Annotated in this window: 27 protein-coding genes; 17 read left to right on the plus strand and 10 right to left on the minus strand. The window is 68.2% G+C overall.

The features are described 5' to 3' along the window. Positions 1-20 precede the first annotated feature (20 nt). A complete protein-coding gene (locus AB0E63_RS13570) occupies positions 21-215 on the minus strand; it encodes a hypothetical protein (protein ID WP_184830799.1) in 195 nt (64 codons plus the stop codon). Between the two features lie 119 nt (positions 216-334). Between AB0E63_RS13570 and AB0E63_RS13575 the strand changes: the two genes are divergently transcribed. Beyond that, positions 335-718 (plus strand): hypothetical protein, encoded by a 384-nt coding sequence (locus AB0E63_RS13575; protein WP_360365090.1) that lies wholly within the window; start codon positions 335-337, stop codon positions 716-718. Between the two features lies 1 nt (position 719). Further along, on the plus strand, positions 720-2936 hold the full coding sequence (locus tag AB0E63_RS13580) for a caspase family protein (protein WP_360365092.1): 2217 nt from the start codon (positions 720-722) through the stop codon (positions 2934-2936). Here the strand turns inward: AB0E63_RS13580 and AB0E63_RS13585 are convergent. From AB0E63_RS13585 to AB0E63_RS13600, 4 genes are read right to left on the minus strand one after another with little or no spacing between them, the layout of a single operon-like run. Continuing rightward, positions 2902-3729 (minus strand): carbohydrate ABC transporter permease, encoded by an 828-nt coding sequence (locus AB0E63_RS13585; RefSeq protein WP_360365094.1) that lies wholly within the window; start codon positions 3727-3729, stop codon positions 2902-2904. The genes AB0E63_RS13580 and AB0E63_RS13585 overlap by 35 nt on opposite strands. Further along, positions 3726-4673 (minus strand): sugar ABC transporter permease, encoded by a 948-nt coding sequence (locus AB0E63_RS13590; RefSeq protein ID WP_360365096.1) that lies wholly within the window; start codon positions 4671-4673, stop codon positions 3726-3728. The genes AB0E63_RS13585 and AB0E63_RS13590 overlap by 4 nt, the downstream gene beginning before the upstream one ends. Continuing rightward, positions 4670-5956 carry an extracellular solute-binding protein gene (locus tag AB0E63_RS13595; protein ID WP_360365098.1) on the minus strand — a complete coding sequence of 429 codons (1287 nt, stop codon included), beginning with the start codon at positions 5954-5956 and terminating at the stop codon, positions 4670-4672. The genes AB0E63_RS13590 and AB0E63_RS13595 overlap by 4 nt, the downstream gene beginning before the upstream one ends. Before the next feature lie 5 nt (positions 5957-5961). Continuing rightward, on the minus strand, positions 5962-6909 hold the full coding sequence (locus AB0E63_RS13600) for a PfkB family carbohydrate kinase (protein WP_360365100.1): 948 nt from the start codon (positions 6907-6909) through the stop codon (positions 5962-5964). 127 nt (positions 6910-7036) lie between these two features. Between AB0E63_RS13600 and AB0E63_RS13605 the strand changes: the two genes are divergently transcribed. The 11 genes from AB0E63_RS13605 to AB0E63_RS13655 all read left to right on the plus strand — a co-directional run bounded on the left by AB0E63_RS13605 (position 7037) and on the right by AB0E63_RS13655 (position 15283). Continuing rightward, positions 7037-7789: a DeoR/GlpR family DNA-binding transcription regulator gene (locus tag AB0E63_RS13605; protein ID WP_360365102.1), complete on the plus strand. Its 753-nt coding sequence runs from the start codon at positions 7037-7039 to the stop codon at positions 7787-7789. After that, positions 7786-9129, plus strand: a complete 1344-nt coding sequence (locus AB0E63_RS13610; RefSeq protein WP_360365104.1) for a 6-phospho-beta-glucosidase — start codon at positions 7786-7788, stop codon at positions 9127-9129. Before AB0E63_RS13605 ends, AB0E63_RS13610 begins: the two co-directional genes overlap by 4 nt. Positions 9130-9313: 184 nt before the next feature. After that, complete coding sequence (rpsP, locus tag AB0E63_RS13615) at positions 9314-9892, plus strand: 30S ribosomal protein S16 (RefSeq protein WP_360365106.1); 579 nt, start codon at positions 9314-9316, stop codon at positions 9890-9892. A 5-nt stretch (positions 9893-9897) separates the two neighbouring features. Then, the gene (locus AB0E63_RS13620; protein ID WP_360365247.1) at positions 9898-10149 is read left to right on the plus strand and encodes an RNA-binding protein; all 252 of its coding nucleotides are present in this window, start codon (positions 9898-9900) and stop codon (positions 10147-10149) included. 91 nt (positions 10150-10240) lie between these two features. Then, entirely contained in the window at positions 10241-10783 is a 543-nt protein-coding gene (gene rimM / locus AB0E63_RS13625; protein ID WP_360365108.1) for a ribosome maturation factor RimM, read from the plus strand. Further along, a complete protein-coding gene (gene trmD, locus AB0E63_RS13630) occupies positions 10773-11972 on the plus strand; it encodes a tRNA (guanosine(37)-N1)-methyltransferase TrmD (RefSeq protein WP_360365110.1) in 1200 nt (399 codons plus the stop codon). Before rimM ends, trmD begins: the two co-directional genes overlap by 11 nt. Positions 11973-12128: 156 nt before the next feature. Next, the gene (gene rplS, locus AB0E63_RS13635) at positions 12129-12488 is read left to right on the plus strand and encodes a 50S ribosomal protein L19 (RefSeq protein ID WP_360365112.1); all 360 of its coding nucleotides are present in this window, start codon (positions 12129-12131) and stop codon (positions 12486-12488) included. A 142-nt stretch (positions 12489-12630) separates the two neighbouring features. Further along, positions 12631-13260 (plus strand): signal peptidase I, encoded by a 630-nt coding sequence (gene lepB, locus AB0E63_RS13640; protein ID WP_360365114.1) that lies wholly within the window; start codon positions 12631-12633, stop codon positions 13258-13260. Continuing rightward, complete coding sequence (lepB, locus tag AB0E63_RS13645; protein ID WP_360365116.1) at positions 13257-14021, plus strand: signal peptidase I; 765 nt, start codon at positions 13257-13259, stop codon at positions 14019-14021. Before lepB (AB0E63_RS13640) ends, lepB (AB0E63_RS13645) begins: the two co-directional genes overlap by 4 nt. A gap of 163 nt (positions 14022-14184) precedes the next feature. Continuing rightward, positions 14185-14883 (plus strand): ribonuclease HII, encoded by a 699-nt coding sequence (locus tag AB0E63_RS13650; RefSeq protein ID WP_360365118.1) that lies wholly within the window; start codon positions 14185-14187, stop codon positions 14881-14883. A 76-nt stretch (positions 14884-14959) separates the two neighbouring features. Continuing rightward, positions 14960-15283: a DUF2469 domain-containing protein gene (locus tag AB0E63_RS13655; protein ID WP_012922325.1), complete on the plus strand. Its 324-nt coding sequence runs from the start codon at positions 14960-14962 to the stop codon at positions 15281-15283. A gap of 52 nt (positions 15284-15335) precedes the next feature. On the opposite strand, the gene dprA is transcribed toward AB0E63_RS13655, so the two are convergent. The 4 genes from dprA to AB0E63_RS13675 form a co-directional block, all read right to left on the minus strand. Continuing rightward, positions 15336-16454 (minus strand): DNA-processing protein DprA, encoded by a 1119-nt coding sequence (dprA, locus tag AB0E63_RS13660; RefSeq protein ID WP_360365120.1) that lies wholly within the window; start codon positions 16452-16454, stop codon positions 15336-15338. A gap of 470 nt (positions 16455-16924) precedes the next feature. Continuing rightward, positions 16925-18502 carry a YifB family Mg chelatase-like AAA ATPase gene (locus AB0E63_RS13665; protein WP_360365122.1) on the minus strand — a complete coding sequence of 526 codons (1578 nt, stop codon included), beginning with the start codon at positions 18500-18502 and terminating at the stop codon, positions 16925-16927. Continuing rightward, on the minus strand, positions 18502-18858 hold the full coding sequence (locus AB0E63_RS13670; RefSeq protein ID WP_360365124.1) for a YraN family protein: 357 nt from the start codon (positions 18856-18858) through the stop codon (positions 18502-18504). Before AB0E63_RS13670 ends, AB0E63_RS13665 begins: the two co-directional genes overlap by 1 nt. Positions 18859-18973: 115 nt before the next feature. Beyond that, positions 18974-20608, minus strand: a complete 1635-nt coding sequence (locus tag AB0E63_RS13675) for an amino acid permease (RefSeq protein WP_360365126.1) — start codon at positions 20606-20608, stop codon at positions 18974-18976. A gap of 135 nt (positions 20609-20743) precedes the next feature. On the opposite strand from AB0E63_RS13675, the gene AB0E63_RS13680 reads away from it, so the two are divergent. The 3 genes from AB0E63_RS13680 (at position 20744) to AB0E63_RS13690 (ending at position 22698) form a co-directional block, all read left to right on the plus strand. Beyond that, positions 20744-21685, plus strand: coding sequence for a tyrosine recombinase XerC (locus tag AB0E63_RS13680; protein WP_360365128.1), 942 nt, complete (start codon positions 20744-20746; stop codon positions 21683-21685). A 62-nt stretch (positions 21686-21747) separates the two neighbouring features. Beyond that, positions 21748-22227, plus strand: coding sequence for an Rrf2 family transcriptional regulator (locus AB0E63_RS13685; protein WP_360365130.1), 480 nt, complete (start codon positions 21748-21750; stop codon positions 22225-22227). Between the two features lie 69 nt (positions 22228-22296). Continuing rightward, the gene (locus AB0E63_RS13690) at positions 22297-22698 is read left to right on the plus strand and encodes a VOC family protein (RefSeq protein WP_360365132.1); all 402 of its coding nucleotides are present in this window, start codon (positions 22297-22299) and stop codon (positions 22696-22698) included. Here the strand turns inward: AB0E63_RS13690 and AB0E63_RS13695 are convergent. Beyond that, positions 22695-23291, minus strand: coding sequence for a M23 family metallopeptidase (locus AB0E63_RS13695; protein ID WP_360365134.1), 597 nt, complete (start codon positions 23289-23291; stop codon positions 22695-22697). The genes AB0E63_RS13690 and AB0E63_RS13695 overlap by 4 nt on opposite strands. A 371-nt stretch (positions 23292-23662) precedes the next feature. On the opposite strand from AB0E63_RS13695, the gene rpsB reads away from it, so the two are divergent. Further along, entirely contained in the window at positions 23663-24706 is a 1044-nt protein-coding gene (gene rpsB / locus AB0E63_RS13700; RefSeq protein ID WP_360365136.1) for a 30S ribosomal protein S2, read from the plus strand. Positions 24707-24750: the final 44 nt, after the last annotated feature.

Genomic DNA, 24750 nt, shown 5'->3' on the forward strand with positions numbered 1-24750 from the left:
TCCCCTCCAAGGGAACAAAGTTAGATGGCGCGAGCGACGTACACGGTGCGCGGCGGGTCGAAGTCGACGACCACCACCTGCGTGCCCACCTCGATCACCTCGTCGGTCGCGGGGTAAGCGTAGAAGGCCTCGGTGGCACCCCGGACCGGCAGCATCACCTCGCCGACGATCCCCGGTGCGATCCGGCCGATCACACGTCCCCGCTTGCCCACCATGACGACCCTCCGACGCAACTCCGCCTGCTCCAGTTCCCGAAGCCTAGCCGTCCGCATGCTTGTGGCCGGAGCGGTACGGGCGCATTGTTGAAGCGTCGGCCTGGGGATGGGGAGGGGCGATGGACGAGGACGTCCGGGTCGGGATCGTCGACGACGGGGCAAACGACGAACAGCTCGAGGTACTGGCGCTGCTGCTGCGGCAGGAGTTGCTGATGCTCGACGTCCGGTCGGTAGAGCCTTATCGCGAAGGCGAGGCGCCGGACGGTTCGCGGGGTGGTCTGGCCGCCATCGCGGGGGTGCTGAGCGTGTCGCTGGCGCCAGGTCTGCAAGTACTCGGCTCGGTCGTGACGGTGGTGCGCGACTGGCTGCGCCGGTCCGGCACCGGGCGGACGGTGAAGCTCACGATCGAGGGCGACGTCATCGAGCTGTCCGGCGCCAGCGACGAAGTGCAGCAGCAGTTGGTCGACGCGTTCGTACGACGCCATGCCGGAGCGGACGTGTGAGATGGACGGTTCCCGCGTCGCGCTCGTCGTGGCGAACGACCAGTACGACGATCCCGGGCTGAGGCGCCTGGTCGCACCGGCGCAGGACGCGGCCGCGTTGGCCGAGGTGCTGGCCGACCCGTCGGTCGGCGGGTTCGAGGTGCAGGTGCTGCACAACGAGTCGGCGCAGGAGATCCGGTTCGCGGTCGAGGACTTCTTCGCGGACCGGGCGCCGGAGGACCTGCTGTTGCTGCACTTCTCCTGCCATGGCTTGAAGAACGCGGCCGGTGAGTTGTTCCTCGCGGTCGCGGACACGAAGCCGACCAGGCTCGCGTCGACCGCTGTCGCCGCGGACTTCGTCAACCGGCAGATGGCGGACAGCCGAGCGCAGCGGATCGCGTTGTTCCTGGATTGTTGCTACGGCGGCGCGTTCCCGCGCGGCATGGTCGTCCGCGCGGCCGGTGAGGCCCAGGTCCGCGACGCCTTCGCCGGTCAGGAAGAGGTCGGCGGTGGGCGCGGCCGGGTGATCGTGACCGCGTCGAGTGCGATGGAGTACGCCTTCGAGGGCGGTCAGTTGGCGACCGGCGCGGCGCCGGCTCCTTCGGTGTTCAGCAGCGCGGTCGTGGACGGGCTGACGACCGGCGAGGCTGACCGGGACGGCGACGGGTGGATCGGTCTTACCGAACTGGTCGGGTACGTGACGGATCGGGTCCATCGTGTCACGCCGAACCAGAACCCGCAGATGTGGACCTTCGGCTCCCAGGGCGAACTCCTGATCGCCCGCAGCCGAGTCCGCCGGATCACGCCCGCCCCACTGGCACCTGAGTTGCTCGAGGCAATGGAGAGCCCGTTGCCGGCGGCAAGGTTCGGCGTGGTCGACTACCTGCGAGAGCGGTTGGGCGGGACCGATCTCAGCCAGGCCTACGCCGCCTGGCAGGCGTTGCAGCCGATGGTGAACGACGACAGCCGCCGGGTCGCGGAGGCCGCTGCGCAGGCTCTGACGGATGGTGTGCCGCGGGTGACCCCTGCGACGCTGGACCTCGGTTCGACAGGTTCGGGTGAGCTCCGGTTGGCGGGTACGCCGATCGCCCTGACCGCAGTGGCGTCATCCAGCGTCCCCTGGCTGAAGGTGGAGCAGGATGGCGCGACCGTCCGGGTCCGCACCGAGGCCCCCGGCGATGAGGAGGCATCGGTCATCATCAGCGGGCCGACCGGTGAGCAGACGATCCCGGTCCACCTGACCATGCCGGACACCGAGTCCGAGCCCCCACCACCACCCCCCGAACCAGAACCGTCCCCACCCCCACCACCACAGCCGGAACCTCCCCACCAGGAACCGCTCGTACAGACCCAGGCCGAGCCACCCGCCGCAACGCCCGAACCGCCCGCAGCCAAGCCCGCGGCCTGGCCCGTGCAACCGCCCGCAGCCAAGCCGATCGCCGCGCAGATGGTCACCCCGACGCCGGTCCCAGCCACCGGAACGCCCGCATCCAGGCCACCGTGGTGGCTGATCGCCGTACTGGTCGCCGGCTCGGGACTCCTCATCTACCTGAACTGGCCGGGTGAGGCCCAGTCGAGCAATCTCTGGTACGACCCGGAGCACACCGGGTGGCATGTGTACCGGAGCTGGAGCGATCCGGTGTTCCTGTCGTCGATCGCGGCACTGGTGGGGAGCCTGGTCGCCCGATGGACGGGACCTGTCGTACTCGGTGTCGTCGCCGGCGCCGTCGCTTCCGTCCTGCAGGACGGCCTGCTGATCCTGGGGGCCGGCATCTGGGAGAACAACACCGAAACGCCGTGGTCCTGGATCGCGGTGATGCTGATCGGCGTGGCCATGGCCGCCGTACTCCTGATCGTGTTGCGACCCGAACGCTGGCGCATCCGCCCGGTGCCGGTACCGGGCGCGATCCTGGTCGTTGTCGGCGGCATCCTGGTGCTGTTGAGTGGGCTCGTCAACCATCCCGACGGCTTTGCCTTCGTCGACGTCACGTTGCTGGCAGTGCTCGAGCCACTTGTCGTCGTTGCCCTGGCGTGGCTCGCCCTGGCGGCGGTCGAGCCACGGGCCCTGACCTGGCTGACGGCCACTGCGACGACGTACGCCGTGATCAGCGCGATCGCCGCCGTACCTGCTCTGACCGGGGGCGACGCGCCGATCGTCTTCCTCTTCGCGCTGCTGGGCAACGCGCTGATCGTCGTCGGTGTTCTTAGCCGCGTACTGCGCCTTCAGTCGCACCCTTGATGAACTGGCGGGCGAAGATTGCGAAGACGATGACCAGGGGCACCATCGCCATCAGCGCGCCGGTCATCACCATGCTGTAGTCGACACCGTGCGACCGGTTCAGTGTAGACAGCGCCACCTGCAACGTCAGGTGGTCGGGGTTGGTGAGCACGATCAGCGGCCACATGTAGTCGTTCCAGGACGCGACGAACGTGAAGATGCCGAGGAACGCCAGCGCCGGCCGGGCCGACGGCAACGCGACATGCCAGTAGGTGCCCAGGAAGCCGCAGCCGTCCAGCGTCGCGGCCTCGACCAGTTCGTCGTGGATGGAGTTCTGGAAGTACTGCCGCATCCAGAAGATGCCGAAGGCGTTCGCCGCCCCGGGGATGATCAGCGCCTTGAGTGAACCGACCCAGCCGAGCAGCGCCATTGTCTGGAACTGCGGTACGGCGGCCAGTTGCGCCGGCAGCAGCATCGTCGCCAGCAGTACGACGAACAGCACCCGCCGCCCGGGGAACCGGAACTTGGCGAACGTGAACGCGGCCAGCGAGTCGAAGAACAGCACCAGCAGCGTGGTCGAGATCGCCACGACCGCGGTGTTCGCCATCGACTGGAAGAACGCCACATTGGCCAGCACATGTCGGACGTTGTCGTCGAACTGCCCGCCGAAGGTGAACTTCGGCGGGAAGCGGTAGATGTCCGCCGTACTGTTCGACGCCATGATGATGGTCCAGGCGAACGGGAACATGAACACCAGCAGGGCCACCACGAGGGCGGCGTGCAGCGCGATACCGCGCAACCGGTAACGCGTCATCGGTCGTCTCCTCGCCCGCGGAAGATCCGCCAGTTGATGGCGGTGAACAACAGCACGAGCAGGAAGATGCTCAGTGCGATCGCGGCGGCGTACCCATAGTCGTTGTCCAGGAACGCGGCCCGGTAGAAGAACAGCACCACCGTCATACCGCTCTGGCCGGTGCCGCCGCTGTTACCGACCATCACCTGCGGCTCGGTGAACGTCTGCAGACCGCCGATGGTCGAGATGACCACCGTGAACAGCACCACCGGTCGCAGTTGCGGCAGCGTGATCGAGAAGAACGTCCGTACCGCACCGGCACCGTCGACCTTGGCTGCTTCGTACTGCTCCCGCGGGATCGCCTGCAGGCCGGCCAGGTAGATGAGCGTGTTGTATCCGACCCACTGCCACACGATCATCGTCGAGATCGCGATCTTGATCCCCCAGGGCTGGCCCAGCCAGTCCTGTTCCGGGATGCCGAGCGCACGCAGGCCGGCGTTGACCAGGCCGAAGTTCGTGCTGAACACCGAGCTGAAGAAGATCGCCATCGCGACGAGCGAGGTGACGTTCGGGATGAAGTAGGCGATCCGGTAGACGTTGGTGAACCGTACGGCGGACTGCAGCATCACCGCGAGCACGAGCGCGATCGCCAGCGTCGGGATCGTGGACATCAGGAACAGGACGACCGTGTTCTCCAGCGACTGCCAGAACGTCGGATCCTGGACCAGGAACCGGAAGTTGTCCAGGCCGGTGAACCGGCGAGCGCTGAGGCCGTCCCAGCGCTGGAACGCCAGCACGATCGTCGACAGCATCGGGTACAGCCCGAAGACCGCGAACAACAGGTAGAACGGCGACAGCGCCAGGTAGAACCGCCAGTACGACCAGACCCGCCGACCGGGCCGCTGACCGGGAGGGGCCCCGGTCAGCGGCGCGGTCGAGGGCGGCACGGTCGCCGTACCAGTCACTGCACCCCCTGCCGCTTGGCGATGGCCTTCGCCTTGGCTACCGCGGAGGCCCACGCGGCGTCGGAGGTCTTGGAGGCGGTCTGCACCGTCTTGAGCTCGTCGTGGAACGGCGCGGCGACGGCGTCGTCGAACGGGCTCTGGTACGCCACTGGGATGGCCTTGGCGGCCGGGCCGAAGGTATCGATCGGCACCTGCCCGCCGAAGAACGGGTCGGCCGCCTTCAGTTGCGGCTTGTCGTACGCACCGGGAGCCGAGGGGAAGATCTGCGCGTCGGCGAAGGCCTTGGCCTCGTTGTCCGCGCTGAGCATGTACTTGATCACCTCGAACGCCTTCTGCGGGTCCGCCGCGTTCTTGGTGATCGCGAGGAACGAGCCGCCGAAGTTCGCCGGGCCGCTCGGTGTCGGGGCCAGCCGCCACTTGCCGACGCTGGTCTTGACCGCGGACTTGATGTCGAGCGCCACCCAGGCGGCACCGATGTGCGCCGGGATCGTGCCCTGGTCGAGGCCGGCGTTCCAGTCCGGGCTGCCGCTCGGGGTCTTGCCGTCGATCTTCAGCGTCATCGCCTTGACGGAGGTGTCCCAGGCCTTGCGGATGTGGTCCTGGTCGCCGATGAACTTGTTGTCCTTGGAGATGTACCGCTCGGTGCCCTGGCCGACGACCATGTCGTACAGGTCGGTGGCGTCCCAGACCAGCGGCGCCTTCGGGTTCTTCGCCTTCAGCTCGACCCCGGCGGCGAAGAAGTCGTCCCAGGTCTTCAGCTGCTCGGCCACCTTGGCCGGGTCGCTCGGCAGTCCGCCGGCGGCGAAGACGTCCTCGCGGTAGAACAGGGCGGTCGGGCCGACGTCGATCGGCAGGCCGAGCACCTTGCCGTCCAAGGTCGTCGCCTGCGCGACCTTCCAGTCCAGGTAGTCGCCGAGGATCGAGTCCGCGCCGACCGTCTTCAGGTCCACGAACCGCTCGGCCTGCGGCAGCAGCGAGGCGATGTCCTCGCCCTTGAGGCCGGTGATGTCCGGGATCCCGGTCCCGCCGTTGAACGTGGTGATCAGCTTCTGCTTGAAGTCGCCGCCGATCTCGGAGTACTTGATCTTCGGGTCGGGGAAGTGGCCGATGGTGTCGTCGATGACCGACTTGCCCAGGCCGCCCGGCCAGCACCACATCGTCAGCTCGGTGGTGGTGTTCTTCTTCGCCGTCGTCCCGGTGTCCATCCCGGACGAACAGCCGACGAGGGAACCACCGATCACGGCCGTGAAGCCCCCGAGCAGTGTCCGACGTGAGAGCTCCATTGGTTCTACCTTCCTGAGTGAGCGCTGATCAGCGCGTGGAGGTGGTGGTCTTCGGGGTGGGCGGCCTGCCAGGCCGCGAGGTCCGACCAGCGGGGCGCGGCGTCGGCGCCGCCGAGCCGGGTGACCGACAAGGCCGCGGTGAGGGCGGCGAACCGCACCCGCTGCTTGAGCGGCAACTCCCACAGCGTGGCGGCGATGAAGCCGGCGGCGAACACATCACCCGCCCCGGTGGTGTCCGCCGCCGGGACCTGGTACGCGGGTACGGCGACCTGTTCGCCGGTACGAGCGTCGAGAGCAAGGGCACCTGCGGCACCGTCGGACACGACCACCAGCGGCACCTGGTCCGCCAACCGGCGGAGTGCCTGTTCCGGAGTGTCCGTCCGGGTGTAGCTCATGGCTTCTTCGGCGTTCGGCAGGAACACATCGCAGTGCTCGAGTTGGTCGAGCACTGCAGGATCCCACTGCTCCGACGGGTCCCAACCGACATCGGCAAACACCACACAGCCGGCCGCCTTCGCCTTCGCCAGCCACTCGTTCGGCCAGGGACCGATGTGGGCGGCAACGGCTCGAGCGGCCGGCGGTGCGGTGATCAGCTCGTCGGCTGACAGCAGGGGAGGGGTGCCCCGGGTGACCAGTGCCCGGTCTCCTGCGTAGGCAAGAGCCACGGTCAACGGGGTCTGCCAGCCGGCGAGCTTGCGGGAGAGAGTCAGATCGATGCCTTCCGCGGTCAGGCTGTCCCAGACGCGGTCGCCTTCGGGATCAGCGCCGAAGGCTGCGGCCAGGCCGGTCCGCAGACCGAGCCGGGCCAGAGCGACGGCGAAGTTCGCGATGCCACCGGGACTCTCCTGGGAGCCGGTGGCCCACACCTCGGTCCCTGGGCGCGGCGGAGTGGGCAGGCTGAGCACCAGGTCCTGGAAGACCAGGCCGGACACAACGACGTCCAGCTCACTCATACACACTCCACAGATCTGCAGGGTCGATCAAACTCGTGCATGAATCTTGAATCTACTACGCAAGATCCGCAATACCTGCTCACGACTTTGACTGAAAGTGACAGAGTTTGCGTGATACGGTCTGTCCGTGTTGCCGAAGCAGCGACAGGATCAGATCGTCCGCGCGCTCCGGGCCGACGGGGCCGGGGGCGTCAAAGTGCTTGCGTCCAAGCTGGGGGTCAGCGAGGCGACGATCCGCCGCGACCTCGAGCAACTGCACGCCGAGGGCCGCCTCACCCGGGTGTACGGCGGTGCGCTCGCGGTCGACGGCGGTGACGAGCCGTTCGCCGACGTGAACGCCGTACATGCCGAGGAGAAGGACCGGATCGCGCGGCGGGCCGCCGAGCTGGTGAACGACGGAGAGTCGGTGCTGCTCGACATCGGCACGACCGCGTTGCGGGTCGCACAGCACCTGCACGGCCGGTCGTTGACGGTGGTCACCAGCAACCTCGCCGTACTGGAGGAGCTGGAGAACGACGAGCAGATCGAGCTGATCGTGCTCGGCGGGTTCGTCCGGCGGAGTTACCGGTCGCTGGTGGGGTATCTGACCGAGGAGAGCCTGCGGCAGATCCATGTCGACTGGCTGTTCCTGGGGACCAGCGGCGTTCGGCCGGACGGGCGGGTGATGGACAGCACGATGATCGAGGTGCCGGTGAAGCGCGCGATGATCCAGGCCGCCGACCGGGTGGTGCTGCTCGCGGACCGGACGAAGTTCCCCGGCCACGGCGTCGCGCGGGTGTGCGAGCCGGCCGAACTGTTCATGGTGGTGACCGAGCCCGGCGCCGACGAGGCGACCCGGGCCCAACTGACGGAAGCAGGCGTGCAGGTGATGCTGGCGTGAGACTGACCATCCTCGGCGGGGGCGGGTTCCGGGTGCCGCTCGTCTACCAGGCGTTGCTGGGTGATCGCGGACCCGGCCGGATCACCTCGGTGGTGCTGTTCGACACGGACCGCTCGCGGCTGGCGTCGATCGCCGCGGTGCTACGGCAGCAGGCCGCATCGGTTGCCGACGCTCCGGTCGTCACCGAGACCACGGATCTGGACGAGGCGCTGCGCGGTGCGGACTTCGTCTTCTCCGCGATCCGCGTCGGCGGACTCGAGGGCCGGACGGTCGACGAACGGGTGGCGCTGGACCTCGGCGTCCTCGGACAGGAGACCGTCGGGGCGGGCGGGATCGCCTACGGACTGCGGACCCTGCCGGTCGCGACGCGGATCGCCCAGCGGATCGCCGCGGTCGCCCCGGAAGCCTGGGTCATCAACTTCACCAACCCCGCCGGGATGGTGACCGAGGCGATGATCCCGTACCTGGGGGATCGGGTGATCGGGATCTGCGACTCACCCTCGGGCCTCGGCCGCCGTGCCGCGCTGGCGCTCGGCGTGGACCCGTCGACGGCCTTCTACGACTACGCAGGCCTCAATCATCTCGGCTGGCTGCGCGGCCTGAGGTCTGGTGGAGTCGACCGGCTGCCCGCCCTCCTCGACTCCTCCGACGCGCTGTCTTCCTTCGAGGAAGGTCGGCTGTTCGGATCCGGCTGGCTGAAGTCGCTGGGATGCATCCCGAACGAATACCTGCACTATTACTACTTCGCGCGCGAGACGCTGGCCGCCGTACAGGGTGTGCGGCAGACGCGGGGGACGTTCCTGCTGGCGCAGCAGTCCGCGTTCTACGCCGAGACGGCCGAGCATCCGGACCAGGCGCTGGAGCTGTGGCAGAAGACGCGGGCCGAGCGTGAGTCGACGTACATGGTGGAGAGCCGCGAGGTCGCCGACGCGGGGGAGCGCGACGAACGGGACATGGCCGCCGGAGGGTATGAGCAGGTCGCGCTGTCACTGATGCGGGCGATCGCCCACAACGAGCGGGCGTCGCTGATCCTGAACGTGCGCAACCGGGGCGTGCTGCACCACCTCGACAACGATGCGGTGATCGAGATCCCCTGCACGGTCGACGCCAACGGCGCGCTTCCCGTCACTGTGTCCCAGCTCACCGACCACCAGGCCGGTCTGGTCTGTTCTGTGAAGGCCGTCGAGCGATCCACCATCGAGGCCGCGGCCTCGGGCTCCCGGGACACCGCGCTGCGAGCCTTCGCCTGGCATCCTTTGATCGACTCGGTGACCGCCGCGGGGAAGCTGCTCGACGCGTACGCCGATCAACTGCCGGAGCTGGCCCGGTTCCGCGCGTGACCCGGCTTGACACAGGATTGGTCGGCGTACCCCACCATCTGGCAGAATGGTCGGCTGAGTCCGTCCAGGTTCGTGCAGCCCTCTAACTCCACTGCCTGGTTCGGCCCATTCGAGCGGTCACCCGTTGTCCCCACGACGCTGTGCTGCTCACCCAGACATGTAATCCGAGGGAGACCCCACAAACGTGGCAGTCAAGATCCGTTTGAAGCGCATCGGCAAGAAGCGTGCGCCGCACTACCGCATCGTCGTGATGGACGCCCGCACCAAGCGTGACGGCCGCGCCATCGAGGAGATCGGCAAGTACAACCCGAAGACCGAGCCGTCGTTCATCCACGTCGAGTCGGACCGGGCGCAGTACTGGCTGGGCGTCGGCGCGCAGCCGAGCGAGGCCGTCGAGGCCATCTTCAAGGCCTCCGGTGACTGGCAGAAGTTCAAGGGCGAGCCGGCTCCGGCGCCGCTGCGGGTCAAGGAGCCCAAGCGGGACAAGCAGGAGATCTTCAACGAGGCCCTCGCCGAGGCGCACGGCACGCTGAAGACCGAGGCCGTCACCGCCAAGAAGACCGCGGCCAAGAAGACGGCCGAGAAGAAGGACGACGCGCCGAAGGCTGACGCGCCGAAGGCCGAGGAGCCCAAGGCCGAGGAGCCCAAGGCCGAGGAGCCCAAGGCCGAGGAGCCCAAGGCCGACGAGCCGAAGGCAGAGGCTGCTGAGGCCCCGGCCGAGGCTGCCGCCGAGGCCGCTCCGGCCGACGACGCCAAGGCCTGACCATGATGGAGACCGAGGCGCTCGAGCACCTGGTCCGAGGCATCGTGGACAACCCCGACGACGTCAGCGTCCGGGCCCGGAACCTGCGGCGTGGCCGCACCCTCGAGGTGCACGTCCACCCCGACGACATCGGCAAGGTGATCGGCCGCAACGGCCGGACCGCCACCGCCATCCGCACCGTCGTCGGCGCCCTCAGCTCCGAGGCCTCCCTGCGCATCGACTTCGTCGACGAGCTCAACCGGCGCCCGCGCCGCTGACTCGCAGCACTTCCTGGAGGGCCGCATCCATTCGGGTGCGGCCCTCCAGTCATATCCTCAGTGGATCGGTAGAGCAGAAAGGCTTGTGCGGGTGTTGGTGACAGTCGGGCGGATCGGCCGGGCGCACGGGATCAAGGGCGAGGTCGGGGTCGAGGTCCGGACGGACGAGCCGGATCGCCGGTTCGCGGATGGTGCGACCCTGGTGACGGACTCGAAGGTTCGGCGGACCCTGACCGTGGACGCGAGCCGGTGGCACAGCGGGCGGCTGCTGGTGAAGTTCGCCGGCGTACCGGACCGGACCGCGGCCGAGCAGCTGCGCAACCTGGCCCTGCAGGCCGAGGTGGACGAGGACGAGCGCCCCGAGGACCCGGAGGAGTACTACGACCGCGAACTGATCGGCCTCGCGGTCCGGACCTCCGACGGTGTCGAGGCGGGCGAGGTCGTCGACGTCGTGCACCTCCCGTCCCAGGACCTCCTCGAGATCCGTCGCCCGGCCGGCTACGTCGTACTCGTGCCGATGGTCGAGCAGTTGGTCCCGGAGATCAACGTGGACAAGCGGTACGTCGTCGTGGCCGACCGGCCAGGTCTGCTGGACCCGGAGGGCGCCGAGGTGGTCCCGACCGATGAGGCTTGACGTCGTCACGATCTTCCCGGAGTACCTGGCCGCGCTCGACGTCTCCCTGGTCGGCAAAGCGGCCAAGAGCGGTCTCCTGGACATCCACGTGCACGATCTGCGCGACTGGACCCACGACCGGCACCGGACCGCCGACGACACCCCGTACGGCGGTGGCGCGGGCATGGTGATGAAGCCGGAGCCCTGGGGGGAGGCCTTCGACGCCATCGCTCCGGTTGACGGCCCGACGCAGCCCAGACTGATCGTCCCGACGCCAGCTGGCCGTCCTTTCACGCAGGAGCTCGCCTATGAGCTCGCGGCCGAGCCATGGCTGGCTTTCGCGTGCGGCCGGTACGAGGGCATCGATGCGCGGGTTGCGTCGTACGCCGGTGAGCGGATGCGCGTCGACGAGGTATCCATCGGCGACTACGTGCTCAACGGCGGGGAAGTCGCCGTACTCGTGATGGTCGAGGCAGTGGCTCGCCTCCTGCCTGGTGTGATCGGCAATCCGGAGTCCCTGGCCGAGGAGTCCCACTCCGGTGACGGTCTGCTCGAGTACCCGGTGTACACGAAGCCTCCGAGCTGGCGCGGGTACGACGTACCCGACGTACTGCTCTCCGGGAACCACGGTCTGATCGCGGACTGGCGCCACGACGAGTCCGTACGCCGTACTGCGGAACGCCGGCCTGATCTGCTCGCGGCGTGGGGCGATGCGGTCGCGGGGAAGGAGGATGCGGCGTCACAGGTCCGCGTACTGCCCGCCACGGAGGCTGATGCCGGGGAGATCCACACCCTTCAGTTGGCGTCGTTCCTGTCGGAGGGCCGGATCTACGACGACCTGAGCATCCCGCCGCTGACCGAGGAGCCGGCCGCGAGCGTCGAGCGCCTCGGGCGAGGCGGCGTACTCAAGGCTGTCGCGGGTACGAGGATCGTCGGCTCGGTCCAGCTGACCGTGGACGGCTCCGTGGGGCGCATCGAGCGGCTCGTCGTCGCTCCGGACTGGCAGGGCCGCGGACTGGGTGCGCGGCTGCTCCAGGTCGCCGAGAAACTCGCGCCGGCCGACGTCACGACGTACGAGCTGAACACCGGTGCGGAGAGTGAGCGCAACCTCGGGCTGTACCGCAAAGCCGGTTACCGTGAGGTACGACGGGAGCAACAGACGGCGAGAGTCGAGCTGGTGCTGCTCACCAAGCGTCGCAGGCGGCGCTGATTTCGGATCCGCTGGGGCGGTGTGGCAAGATTGCTGGTTGCTGCCCTTCGGTGCTCCTGCCACAGGGGGTGACCACCGACGCGGCAGCCTTTTGATGACTTCATCACCACCGACATTCGTGGGTGACCTGTGGCACGCGCGAGGAAGAGACACCTGATGAGCAACATCCTGAACGAGCTCGACAACGCGAGCAAGCGCGACGACATCCCCTCCTTCCGTCCCGGTGACACGGTCAACGTGCACGTCAAGGTCGTCGAGGGCAACCGGTCCCGCGTCCAGGTGTTCAAGGGTGTCGTGATCCGGCGCCAGGGTGGTGGCCTGCAGGAGACCTTCACGGTCCGCAAGGTCAGCTTCGGCGTCGGCGTCGAGCGAACCTTCCCGATCCACACCCCGATCGTCGACAAGGTCGAGGTCGTGACCCGCGGCGACGTGCGCCGGGCCAAGCTCTACTACCTGCGCGAACTGCGCGGCAAGGCAGCCAAGATCAAGGAGAAGCGGGACGTCCCGGCCTCCTGAGCGTCACTAGCGACGACGGTCACCTATGGCGCCGAGCACTGCGACTCGCGCTCGCCCTCGCCCAGCACAGAGGGCACGTCGCAGCAAAGGACGTCACCGCAGGCTGAAGCAGCGGAATCCGCTGCTCAGTCTGCTCGTCGAGATGACCACCGTGACGGTGCTCGCACTCGTCATCACGGTGGTACTGCGGCTGTTCGTCGCGGAAGCGTTCTACGTCCCGTCGGAGTCGATGTACGACACCCTGACCAAGGACGACCGGATCCTGGCCGAGAAGATCAGCTACATGCACCGCGACGTCGATCGCGGCGACATCATCGTCTTCAAGGACCCCAACAACTGGCTGAACGAGGAACAGACCGAGCCCGGTCCGTTCCGCAAGGTCGGTGAGTTCGTCGGCATCCTGCCGCGCAGCGGCGAGGGGCATCTGGTCAAGCGGGTCATCGGCATCGGCGGTGACAAGGTGGTCTGCTGCAACAAGGCCGGACAGATCACCGTGAACGGGATCGCGCTGGACGAGCGCGAGTACCTGCTGAAGGACGCCAAGCCGTCGGAGGTGCCGTTCAGCGTCGTGGTGCCGCCCGGCCATCTGTGGGTGATGGGCGACAACCGCGCCGAATCCGCCGACTCCCGCGCCCATATGGGCGGCCCCGGCGGTGGCTTCGTGCCGGTCGAGAACGTGGTTGGCCGGGCCTGTTGCGTAATCTGGCCGTCTGACCGGATGACGATGTTGCGTCCTCCGGAAACCTTCAAGAAGCCGGGGCTGAAGAAGTGACCGATACACCGACCAAGACGGACTCCAAACCCGCCCCCCGTTCGGGCTTCGGGGCGGCCGCCCGCGAGTTCGTGCTGATCGTGGTCGGGGCGCTGATCGTCTCGTCGATCCTGAGGGCGTTCGTCGGGCAGATGTTCATCATCCCGAGCGAGTCGATGGAGAACACCCTGCTGGTCGGCGACCGGGTCGTGGTCGAGAAGCTCACCGACGTCAAGCGCGGTGACGTGGTCGTCTTCGAGGATCCGGGCGGCTGGCTCGGCCCGGAGGAGAGCGGTCAGAAGCGTGGCTCGATCGGCCGGTTCTTCGAGGTGGTCGGCCTGCTGCCGGACTCCAGCCACGGTCACCTGATCAAGCGCCTGATCGGCATGCCAGGCGACAAGGTCGCGTGCTGCGACTCCAAGGGCCGGCTGCTGGTCAACGGCCAGCCGCTCGACGAGACCAGCTATCTGTACCCGGGTGACGCGCCCTCGCAGATGGACTTCCAGGTGACTGTCCCGGCCGGTCGCGTGTTCGTGATGGGTGATCATCGCTCGGCGTCAGGGGACTCCCGCGTCCATCTGCAGGACACCGATCCCAACGGCGGCAATCAAGGCGACGCGGCGTTCGTCCCGATGGACAAGATCACCGGCCGCGCGATCATGATCGTCTGGCCCGCCGGCCGCTGGGGCAAACTCGGCGTACCCGACACTTTCAAAGCCGTTCCGGCGCCTGGGCCGGCCCCGGACAAACCCTCGATCTCCCTCACCCCACCACCCAAGTGAGCGAACTCCCGGTGCCCCTCACAACCTCTCGCCCACCGGCGGCCCCGGCAACACCCTCCAGCCCCTCAGTCCACCCCCAGCCTGTCATCGTCCTCGACGCGGACCTGCTGCGCAGTTGGTCGGCGGGGCTGCCTAGGGTGGGATGTGTGATGCGGAGGGCTGTATGAGCGAGTTGCCGCGAGGGAGCACAGTACGGCGGGATGCCGGGCTCTACGGGTACGAGCGAGCCCTGCGTCGCGTCGGCCTGGACCCGATCGCCGGCGTGGACGAGGCCGGGCGCGGACCCTGCGCCGGCCCGCTGGTCGCGGCCGCGGTGATCCTGCCGGAAGGCAAGCGCGGCCAGATCCCCGAGCTCGCCGACTCCAAGCTCCTCACCGCCAAGGCCCGCGACCGCTGTTACGACGAGATCCGCAAACGCGCCCTGGCCTGGTCGGTGGTCTCCATCGAGTCCACCGAGTGCGACCGCCTGGGGATGCATGTGGCCAACGTCGAAGCCCTCCGGCGAGCCCTTTTCCGCCTCGACGTACGCCCGTCGTACGTGCTGACGGACGGGTTCGGTGTCGACGGTCTCGACGTACCGGGCCTGGCGATCTGGAAGGGTGACCGCGTGGCGGCTTGTATCGCGGCGGCATCTGTGATCGCCAAAGTGACCCGGGATCGCGTGATGGAGCACTGGGACAAGGTGTACCCGCAGTACGGGTTCGCGATCCACAAGGGGTACTGCACGCCTGAACACCAGGCGGCACTGGACGAATACGGCCCGTGCCCACAACATCGACGGCGGTTCGAGAATGTCCGCCGCAGTCTGCGACCCGATATGGGACAGAATGTGACCAGTCCCACCGGAGTGGAGAGCCGATGAGCGAGCGCAGCGAGCGAACAAACCACAGAGCCGCCTTAGCGCTCATGCCCGAGCCGAGCGCCAGCGAGGTGCAGGCGTGAGCGCTGACGACCTCGAGAAGTACGAGACCGATATGGAGCTGCAGCTCTATCGGGAGTACAAGGACGTCGTCGGGATCTTCAAGTACGTCGTGGAGACCGAACGGCGCTTCTACCTGTGCAACGCGGTCGACCTGAAGGTCCGCACCGAGGGCGGCGACGTGTACTTCGAGGTGACGATGGCCGACGCGTGGGTCTGGGACGTCTACCGTTCGGCCCGCTTCGTCAAGAACGCCAAGGTCGTCACCTTCCGCGACGTCAACATCGAAGAACTCGCCAAGTCCGACCTAGAAGTCCCCAAAGACTCCGACTTCGGCCGCTGACCCCCGCCCCAACCCGACCCACCCAGCGCACACCCAAGCGGGCGTACGTCCGCTACTGCGTGCCTGCGTGAGGCGGAGGGCTTGGGTTAGGGGGTGGGGTGGTTGGGGGGAGGCGCCAGCCGGTGTCGGTGGGTTGTATGAGGTCTAGGTCTGCGAGGGTTTCGAGGCAGGTCTGGGTGGTGGAGAGGTCCAGGCCTGCGGTCGTGGCGATCCGGGCGACCGGGGCGGGATGGATGAGCGGGACGGCGTCGAGGGTACGGCGGAGGTCGTGGTCCAGGTCGTCGGTGATGGTCTTGGGAGCTTGCGGGTACGACGTGAGGCGGGTACCCAGCGGGGAGATCGCCTCGATGATCTCGGCGACGCTGGTGACCAGCGTGGCGTCTCGTTCGCGGACCAGCAGGTGATTGCCTTCGGACATCCGCGAGGTGACTGGACCCGGCACCGCGAGGACCGCGCGACCGCACTGCTCGGCCCAACCGGCGCTGTTGAGGGCACCGCTGCGTACGGCGGCTTCGATCACGACCGTGCCGAGCGTGCCGGCGGCGATCAGCCGGTTGCGGGCGAGGAACCGCAGCCTGGTCGGCGAGCATCCCGGCGGTAGCTCGCTCACCACGAGCCCGTCTTCGACGATCCGGCTGAACAGCGCCGAGTTGCGCTTCGGATAGCTGACGTCGACCCCGCAGGCCAGCACCGCAACCGTCGGCCCAGGGACCGCGAGAGCGCCCCGGTGGGCCGCCGCGTCGATCCCGTACGCGCCGCCGGACACGACGGTGACGCCGTTCTCCGTCAGCCCCGCGGACAGCTCCGCCGCGACATGCTCGCCGTACGACGAACACGCACGGGCACCGACCAACGCGACGGACCGGCTTAGCACCCGCCGGAGATGCGCCGGGCCCCGAACCCACAGTCCGAAGGGCACTCCTGCTCGGCGGCTCAGCTGGCCGGCCTCCGCGAGGATCTCCACCTGCTCCGGCCACTCCTCGTCCCCAGGAATCACGAACCGTGCTCCAGCCGCAGCCGCACGCTCCAAGTCCCGCTCCGGGTCGGCCTCGGCGAGCCGCGTAGACCACCGCTCCACCCCAGGAGCCTTCTGCTGCAGCAGTTCCCAGATCTCCAGCACACCCAAACCATCGAACGCCTTCAGCGCAGCCAGATCTCCAGGCTCGACCACCCGAGACAGCCCAACCCGAGCCAACCTCTCCCGATCATCACCACCCTCACCCACCACCCCGACTCCCGCGCCACCCCGCCCACCCGCCCCAGCCACCTCCTCCACCACGCCGCACCCATCCCCAGCGGCGCCGCCTTCACCTCGCCCGCCCAGCCAAACGCCCTCCTCCACCACAACGTCACCAGCCACGACGGCGCGTTCCCCACCTTCCCCGCACGGTGAGGCGACCTGCTCCACCGCCACGTCACCAGCCACGGCGGCGGGCTCCCCACCTTCCCCGCACGGTGAGGCACCCTGCTCCACCGCCGCGTCACCAGCGGCGGCGGCGTTCTCACCTCGGCCGTCTCCGACGGCTCGTGGGGTGGCAAGGGCCTTGGCAGGTGGTGGAGGGGTGGTGGGGGTGGGGCTTGGGGTTGTTATGGGATGGGGATGTGGGGGAGTCATGCGGGCGGCGGAGGTGTGGGTGCAGGTCATGTTGGGGTTCCTTTGAGGGGGCGGGTGTCGGCTAGGGCTGTCAGGGGTTCGCCGGTGCGGAGTTGGAAGGCTTGGTGGGTGAGGTCGACGGTGGGTTGGGCGAAGCCGCCCAGGTCGGCCAGCGTCCAGGCCAGGCGGACTACGCGGTCGAAGCCGCGAGCGGTGATGCGGCCGGCGGAGTAGAGGTCTTCGAGGAGTTTGTGGCTGGTGGCATCGAGCGGATAGTGGCGGCGCAGGACCGGGCCGGGGACTTCGCTGTTGAGGATCCAGGCGGTGTCGCGGTAGCGGTGCGCCTGGCGATCTCGGGCCGATTCGACCCGGGCGGCGACGAGTGCGGTCGACTCCGGCTTCTCGTCATCGGGGAGGCCGCGGGCGGCGGGCAGGATCTGGCGCTGGATGTCGAGCCGGTCCTTGATCGGCCCACTGATCCGTTGCCGGTACCGCGCCAGCACCTGAGGGGTGCAGTTGCAGATCCCCTGGTTCGTCCCGGACAACCCGCAGGGACAGGGATTGGCCGCGAGGACGAGCATGAAGCGGGCCGGGAACTTGGCCACCGCGGCCGAACGATGCACCTCGATGTACCCGGACTCGAGTGGCTGGCGCAGTGTGTCGAGCGTGAGCGGATGCATCTCGGGAGCCTCGTCAATGAAGAGGATCCCGCGATGCGCGCAGCTGATGGCGCCCGGCCGCGGCATTCCTGAGCCGCCACCGACGAGGCTCGACAGCGAGGCCGTGTGGTGCGGCGCGATGAAGGGTGGACGGACGACGAGCTCGGCGTCGCCGGTCAGCAGCCCGGCCAGCGAATGCACGGCCGACACCTCAAGCGAGTCGTCGGTGCTGAGGTCGGGCATCAATCCAGCGAGCCGCTCGGCCAGCATCGTCTTGCCGGATCCCGGCGGCCCGTGCAGGAGCAGATGATGTCCACCGGCCGCCGCGGCCTCGATCGCCCGCCGTCCCTCGCGCTGGCCGATGACATCGTCGAGATCGACCTCGGGAACCCGGGTCAGCGACTCGGACAGCAGCCGGGGCTCGGCGCGCGGCGGTGCCTCGTCCGGGATCTCGATCCCGCGCAACAGCGCGAGCACCTGCCGCAGCGACCGCACGCCGTACACCTCGATGCCGGGGACCAAGCGAGCTTCGCCCGAATTCAGCTCGGGGACGACGATGCGCTCGAAGCTCGCGCGGGCGGCGGCCAGCGTCATCGCCAAGGCACCACGGACCTCACGGATCCGGCCGTCGAGTCCGAGCTCGCCGATGATCGCCGTCTGCCGGAGCACACCAGGCTCGATCACACCAGCTGCCGTGAGCAGGGCGAGTGCGATCGCGACATCGTAGTGAGAGCCGGTCTTGGGCAGGGTGGCCGGCGAGAGGCCGATGGTGACCTTGCGATCAGGGAATCGCTCGCCGCTGTTCACGACCGCCGCCCGGACGCGGTCGCGGGCTTCGGACAGCGATGCGTCCGGCAGGCCGATCAGCGTCGTCTTCGGCAGGCCCTGCGCGATGTCCGCTTCGACCTCGACCAGATGCCCTTCCAGGCCGACCAGAGCAACCGACCACGTCTGTGCGAGCGCCATCAGGCCGCACCACGCACGTGGTCCACGCTCGGCGGCGTGTTCTGGTCGAAGAGGACCGCGATGATGTCGATCCGGATCGCCGCGGGTCTGAGCTGGTGGGCCTGCAGCCAACGGCCTGCCAGCTTCCGGAGCGTGGTCAGCTTCCGGTAGGTGATCGACTCCAGCGGACTGCCGTAGTTCAGCCCGCGGCGCGTCTTCACCTCACAGATGACGAGCGTGTCGCCTTCCCGCGCGACGATGTCGATCTCGCCCAGCTCGCAGCGCCAGTTGCGCTCGAGCACGGCGAAACCGTGCGTCGTGAGATACCTCGCGGCGAGATCTTCGCCGTACCGCCCGACTACGTTGCTGGTCCGCATCGATGACCACCTCCGACACAGAACATGCCGGGATCAGGCCGCGATTTGGGACCTCACTTTTTGCCTGTGGACAACTATCCGGGGATAGATGCCATGGGCAACCGAGGTGAGGGTGTCAGTTCCGCATGTGCTTGCCGCGCGTCGGCTTCTGCTGTTGCTGTGGTGGCGTGCGCACCGCGCGCAGTTCGTTCGCGTGGGGGTCCGACTCGTGCCGGATCGCCTGCAGGCCACCGGTCCCCGGGTCCGTGTCGCCGATGTCGAAGTCCCAGCTGTCCTCGTTCGCCAGGCGGCTGTGCCAACGCCCGTACAGGCCGTAGATCGCCAGTCCGATCGCCATCCAGATGCCGAACTTCGTCCAGGTGCTCGTCTTCAGGTTGAGCATCAGCCACACGGTCGCGGCCAGCGACAGCAGCGGGATCAGCGGCACCATCGGCACCCGGAAACCGCGCTCGAGGTTCGGCTCGGAGCGGCGCAGGGTGAGCACACCGACCGCACAGAACGCGAAGCAGAACAAGGCGCCGATGACCAGCAACTCCTCGAGCTCGAGCACCTTCGGGTAGAGCGTCAGCAGCAGAGCGGCGAAGCCGGCGGCGGCCGCCGCACGGGCCGGGGAGGAGTACACCCGGCTGACTCGGCCGAGGCTCTTCGGCAGCAGGCCGTCACGACCCATGTTGAACAGCACGCGGCTCTGCGCGATGAGAACCACCATGATCACGGTCATCAACGCCAGCAATGCGCCTAGGTTGACCACTTTCGCGGCCCAGCCGACGCCGACCGCGGCCAATGCTTCGGAGACTGGTGCGCTGCCGCCCAGCTTGCCGTACGGGCGCATTCCGACCAGAACGACCGCCATCGCGATGTAGAGGATCGTGACCGCGCCGACACCGAGCAGCATGCCCTGCGGAACCGTCTTGCGCGGGCTGCGCGCGTCCTCGGACGCGGTCGCGATCAGGTCGAAGCCGATGTAGGCGAAGACGATCGAGCTGGCCGCGGTGAAGATGCCCATCATGCCGAACGAGCCGAACGACGAGTCCAGGATCCAGCCGAGCAAGGTCGGACTGGCGGTGGCGGGCGCGGCCCGGGCCATCGGGATGAACGGGTGGTAGTTCTCTTTGCTGATGTGCGCGGCGCCGACCACCACGACCAGCACGATCACGGCGACCTTCGCGATCACCACCACCGTCAGCACCCTGGCCGACAGCTTGGTTCCGGTCACGATCAGCGCGGTCAGGATCAGCAACAGCAACGGAGCAACGAGATTGATCTCGGCTTGCGGGCCGAAGTACTTCGCCACGCCGGTGGGCAGCGTCACGCCGAATCCATCCAAGGTGGCCAGGAAGTACGCCGACCAGACGCGGGCGACGATGGCGGCCGCGGTGACGAGCTCGAGCACGAGCGCCCAGCCGACCAGCCAGGCCCACATCTCGCCGAAAGTCACATAGCTGAAGGTGTACGCGCTACCGGAGACCGGAATCGTGGACGACAGCTCGGCGTAACAGGCCGCGGCCAGCACACAGACGATCGCGGCGATCACGAACGACACGATCACGGCTGGTCCGGCGACATTGGCCGCCTGGACTCCGCTGATGCTGAAGATGCCGGACCCGATCATCACGCCCAGGCCGAGTACAACCAGGTCGCGACGACCGAACAAGCGCGGCAGACGGTGCCGCGCGTCCTCGACTCGAGTGAACGCCGACTCGACCGGCAGGCGCCGGCCTACGGTCTGTCCGTTCGCTGAGGGGGCCATGGTCAGGGGTGCCTCCGTTGCTACTAGGGCAATCGGGCCGAACAGTAGTCGACCGTCGGGCTATCGACCAGACCTCCTCTCCTCGACCCCGCGCGGTGGCTTGCGATGCCGGGCCGGCTACCGCATCGTCGAGGCATGGCGCCGGACGATGTCAGTGGAAACCGCTCCTGGCCGGAGAGTTTCGCTGTGTTACTGGCTGACTACGAACGGCATCTGACGGCGGAGAGAGACCTCAGCACTCACTCGGTGAGAGCCTACCGTGGAGATGTCGCGGATTTACTCGAACATTTGATTCGGCTTGGTCACGATGATCTCGAAGGCCTCGACATTCGCGGTCTGCGGTCCTGGCTGGCCAAGCAGCAGAGTCTCGGGAAGTCCCGGAGCACGATGTCGCGCCGGGCGACGGCCGCGCGTGTCTTCACCGCGTGGGCGCATCGGACCGGCCGGATCAGCACGGATCCGGGCGCACTGCTGGCGAGTCCGCGACCGCACAAGAGTCTGCCCGGTGTCCTGGGGCAGGCCGACACGCGAGCGGTGCTGGACGCGGCCGCCGTGGCCGCGGACGACGGCAGTCCGGTCGGACTGCGCGATCTCGCGATCATGGAACTGCTGTACGCGACCGGTATCCGCGTCGGCGAACTCTGCGCCCTCGACATCGACGACATCGACACCTCTCGTCGCGTGGTCCGGGTGTTCGGGAAGGGGCGCAAGGAACGCGCGGTTCCGTACGGCGTTCCGGCGGCCGAGGCCATCGGTCGTTGGCTGACCGAGGCACGCCCGCAGTTGATCCGGCAGGGGAGCGGTCCGGCGGTCTTCCTCGGAGCCCGCGGCGGCCGGATCGATCAGCGAGCGGTACGACGGCTTGTCCACGAGCGGATCGCCGTCGTCGACGCGCCCGATTTGTCGCCGCATGGTCTCCGGCACACGGCCGCCACCCACCTGCTGGAAGGTGGCGCCGACCTCCGGAGCGTCCAGGAATTGCTCGGCCACGCATCGTTGGCGACGACGCAGATCTACACCCACATCTCGACCGATCGGCTCCGCAAGGCCTACGAACAGGCGCACCCACGAGCCTGATCCCGGGCCGGGATCGAGTGTGGATGCGGACGGTGGCGTGGCGATGGGGCAGACTGCGGGACATGCGGGTTTCGGCGAAGTCTGACTATGCGTTGCGAGCTCTGATCGAGATCACTCAGCGATGGGTGGCGAGCGACCCGTCGGTGGTGTCGGCCGAGGAGCTCAGCCGTGCACAGGGCATTCCGCACGGCTTCCTGCAGGGGATCCTCGCCGACCTCCGGCGGGCCGGCGTGCTGGTGAGTCAGCGCGGGCAGTCCGGTGGCTGGCGGCTGGCCGTGGACCCGAACGAGATCTCGGTCGCGGACGTGATGCGCGCCGTGGACGGACCGATCGTGAGCATCTCCGGCGTCAGGCCCGAGAGTGTCGCGTACAACGAGCGGGCCGTGGTCCTGCAGCGCGTCTGGATCGCCGCCCGCGCCAGCCTGCGCGACGTCCTCGAGCACACCACGCTTGTCGACCTCGCCAAGAACAAGCTTCCGGCCGGCGTCGAACGCCGCTCCCGCGACGAGGACGCCTGGCAGGCGCGCGTCCCCGGCAGCTGAGTCTCGCGCTCGGGTGCGCCCATTGCTACAGTGATGACTTATATAAGTCGTGACTGCAGGAGGATGTCGATGACTGGGCAGAAGATCACCACGTTCCTGATGTTCGAGGGCGGGGCCGAGGAGGCGATGAACTTCTATCTGTCGCTCTTCGACGACGCCGAGGTTGTCGCGATCACTCGCTACGGCGCGGAGGGGCCGGGGCCCGAGGGGTCGGTGATGCATGCGACCTTCGCGCTGGCCGGGCAGCAGATCATGTGCAGTGACAGCTTTGTGCACCATGAGTTCTCCTTCACGCCGTCGGTGTCGCTGTTCGTGGACTGTGCGGACGAGGCGGAGCTCGAGCGGCTGTACGCGGCGCTGTCCGAGAAGGGCGCAGTGCTGATGCCGCTCGGGGAGTACGGGTTCAGCCGGAAGTTTGGGTGGGTCAATGACCGGTACGGGGTGTCGTGGCAGCTCAATCTGGCTGCCTAGTGGCGTCTGATCAGGAGTCCGGCACCCAGCATCAGGGCTGCGGTGGCGCCGACGATGGCCGCGGCTGTTCGCTTGCCGGCCGGTGAGCTGGATTGTGCGCTGGCTGATGGGCCGGCTCGTGAGGAGTCCTGGGGTGCACTGATGCGCACGGCGTGCGGGCTTGGCTGAGGTGGTGCTGCAGTCCGGGGCGTGCTGAGTGGGAGCAGGCGGACTGGGCGGTTGGGGATCAGGGTGAGCGGGTTGAGGTACTGCCGGCCCTGGACGAGACCCCAGTGAAGGCACGTCGCGGGGCTGCAGTGAGAGCCGGCGGCGGAAAGGTGGCCGATGACGGATCCGGCTGTCACGGGGGTGCCCACAGTGACGGCCGGGACGACTGGCTCATAGGTCGTACGGCGGGGTCCGGTCGCGACCGTGATCACACCGCGTCCGGCGAGCGGACCGGCGTACGTGATCGTGCCGGCGGTGGCCGCGAGGACGGGTTGACCGGGGGAGCCGGCCAGGTCGACGCCGCGGTGGCCGGGGAGCCAGGGTTTGGCGGGGAGCTCGAAGCCGTGGACGACCTCCGGTCGCGGTTGGAGGGGCCAGACCGCCACCGGCGGCTGTGTGATTGGTGGGGCGGCGGGAGGGGAGGGAGCCAGGGATAGGCCGGCCGCGGCGGAGGCGAGGAGGATGAGGTTCATACCCTGGAAGATGCCGTGGTGACGGGTGGTTGCGGAGCGTGAGTTCTGAGGCTGTGGACAACCGGTGGCCGGTTAGCATTCGGCGGGGCTGGTCCCGTACACTTCCGGTGGCGTCCCCTGTAAGTGGGACGACTACGCATGCCCGCACAACAGCGCGTCTCCATCGGTCCCGGAACCTCCCGGGTGGTTTCGCACGACGGGCATCAGGCGCGGCGGATCACCCGGTCCGTGGCGAGACAACCGAGAAGTGACCCGGCTGACCGGGTCCGTAGGAGGAACACCTCATGGCCGTCGTGACCATGAAGCAGCTGCTCGAGAGCGGCGTGCACTTCGGGCACCAGACCCGGCGCTGGAACCCGAAGATGAAGCGCTACATCCTGACCGAGCGCAACGGCATCTACATCATCGACCTGCAGCAGTCGCTGTCGTACATCGACCGCGCCTACGAGTTCGTCCGCAGCACGGTCGCCTCGGGCGGGGCGATCCTGTTCGTCGGTACGAAGAAGCAGGCCCAGGAAGCGATCGCCGAGCAGGCGACCCGGGTCGGCATGCCGTACGTGAACCAGCGCTGGCTGGGCGGCATGCTCACCAACTTCCAGACCGTCAACAAGCGGCTCCAGCGGCTCAAGGAGCTCGAGCTCATCGACTTCGACGACGTGGCCGCCTCCGGCGTCACGAAGAAGGAGCTGCTGCAGAAGCGCCGCGAGCACGACAAGCTGCTGAAGACGCTTGGCGGTATCCGCGACATGGCCCGGGTTCCGGCCGCCGTGTGGATCGTGGACACCAAGAAGGAGCACCTCGCCGTCGACGAGGCGCGCAAGCTGAAGCTGCCGATCATCGGCATCCTGGACACCAACTGCGACCCGGACGAGGTCGACTTCCCGATCCCGGGTAACGACGACGCGATCCGTTCGGTCGGCCTGCTGACCCGCGTGGTCGCCGACGCCGTCGCCGACGGTCTGATGTCGCGTGGTGGCCAGGGCGCTGCCGCGGCCGGCGAGGAGCTGGGTGCCGAGGAGCCGCTGGCTGCTTGGGAGCGGGAGCTGCTGGAGAGCCAGAACGGCACCACCAAGCCGGAGGCCGCTGCCACTGAGGCCAAGCCGGAGGCCGCGGCCGAGGCCGCGCCGGCCACGGACGTGCTGACGGAGCCGGTCGCGACCGACGCCGTGGTGACCGAGGCCAAGCCCGAGGCCGCCGCCGAGGCCAAGCCCGAGGCTGCCGCCGAGGCCAAGCCCGAGGCTGCCGCCGAGGCTGCGCCCGAGGCCCCTGCCGAGGCGAAGGCCGAGGAGACCCCGGCCGCCGAGGCCCCGAAGGCCGACGAGGCCTGACAGCCCTGAGTCGCCGCCCGGTCCACACCGGGCGGCACTCGAGC

This window comes from Kribbella sp. NPDC026596 (assembly GCF_040638415.1).
Taxonomy (GTDB): Bacteria; Actinomycetota; Actinomycetes; order Propionibacteriales; family Kribbellaceae; genus Kribbella.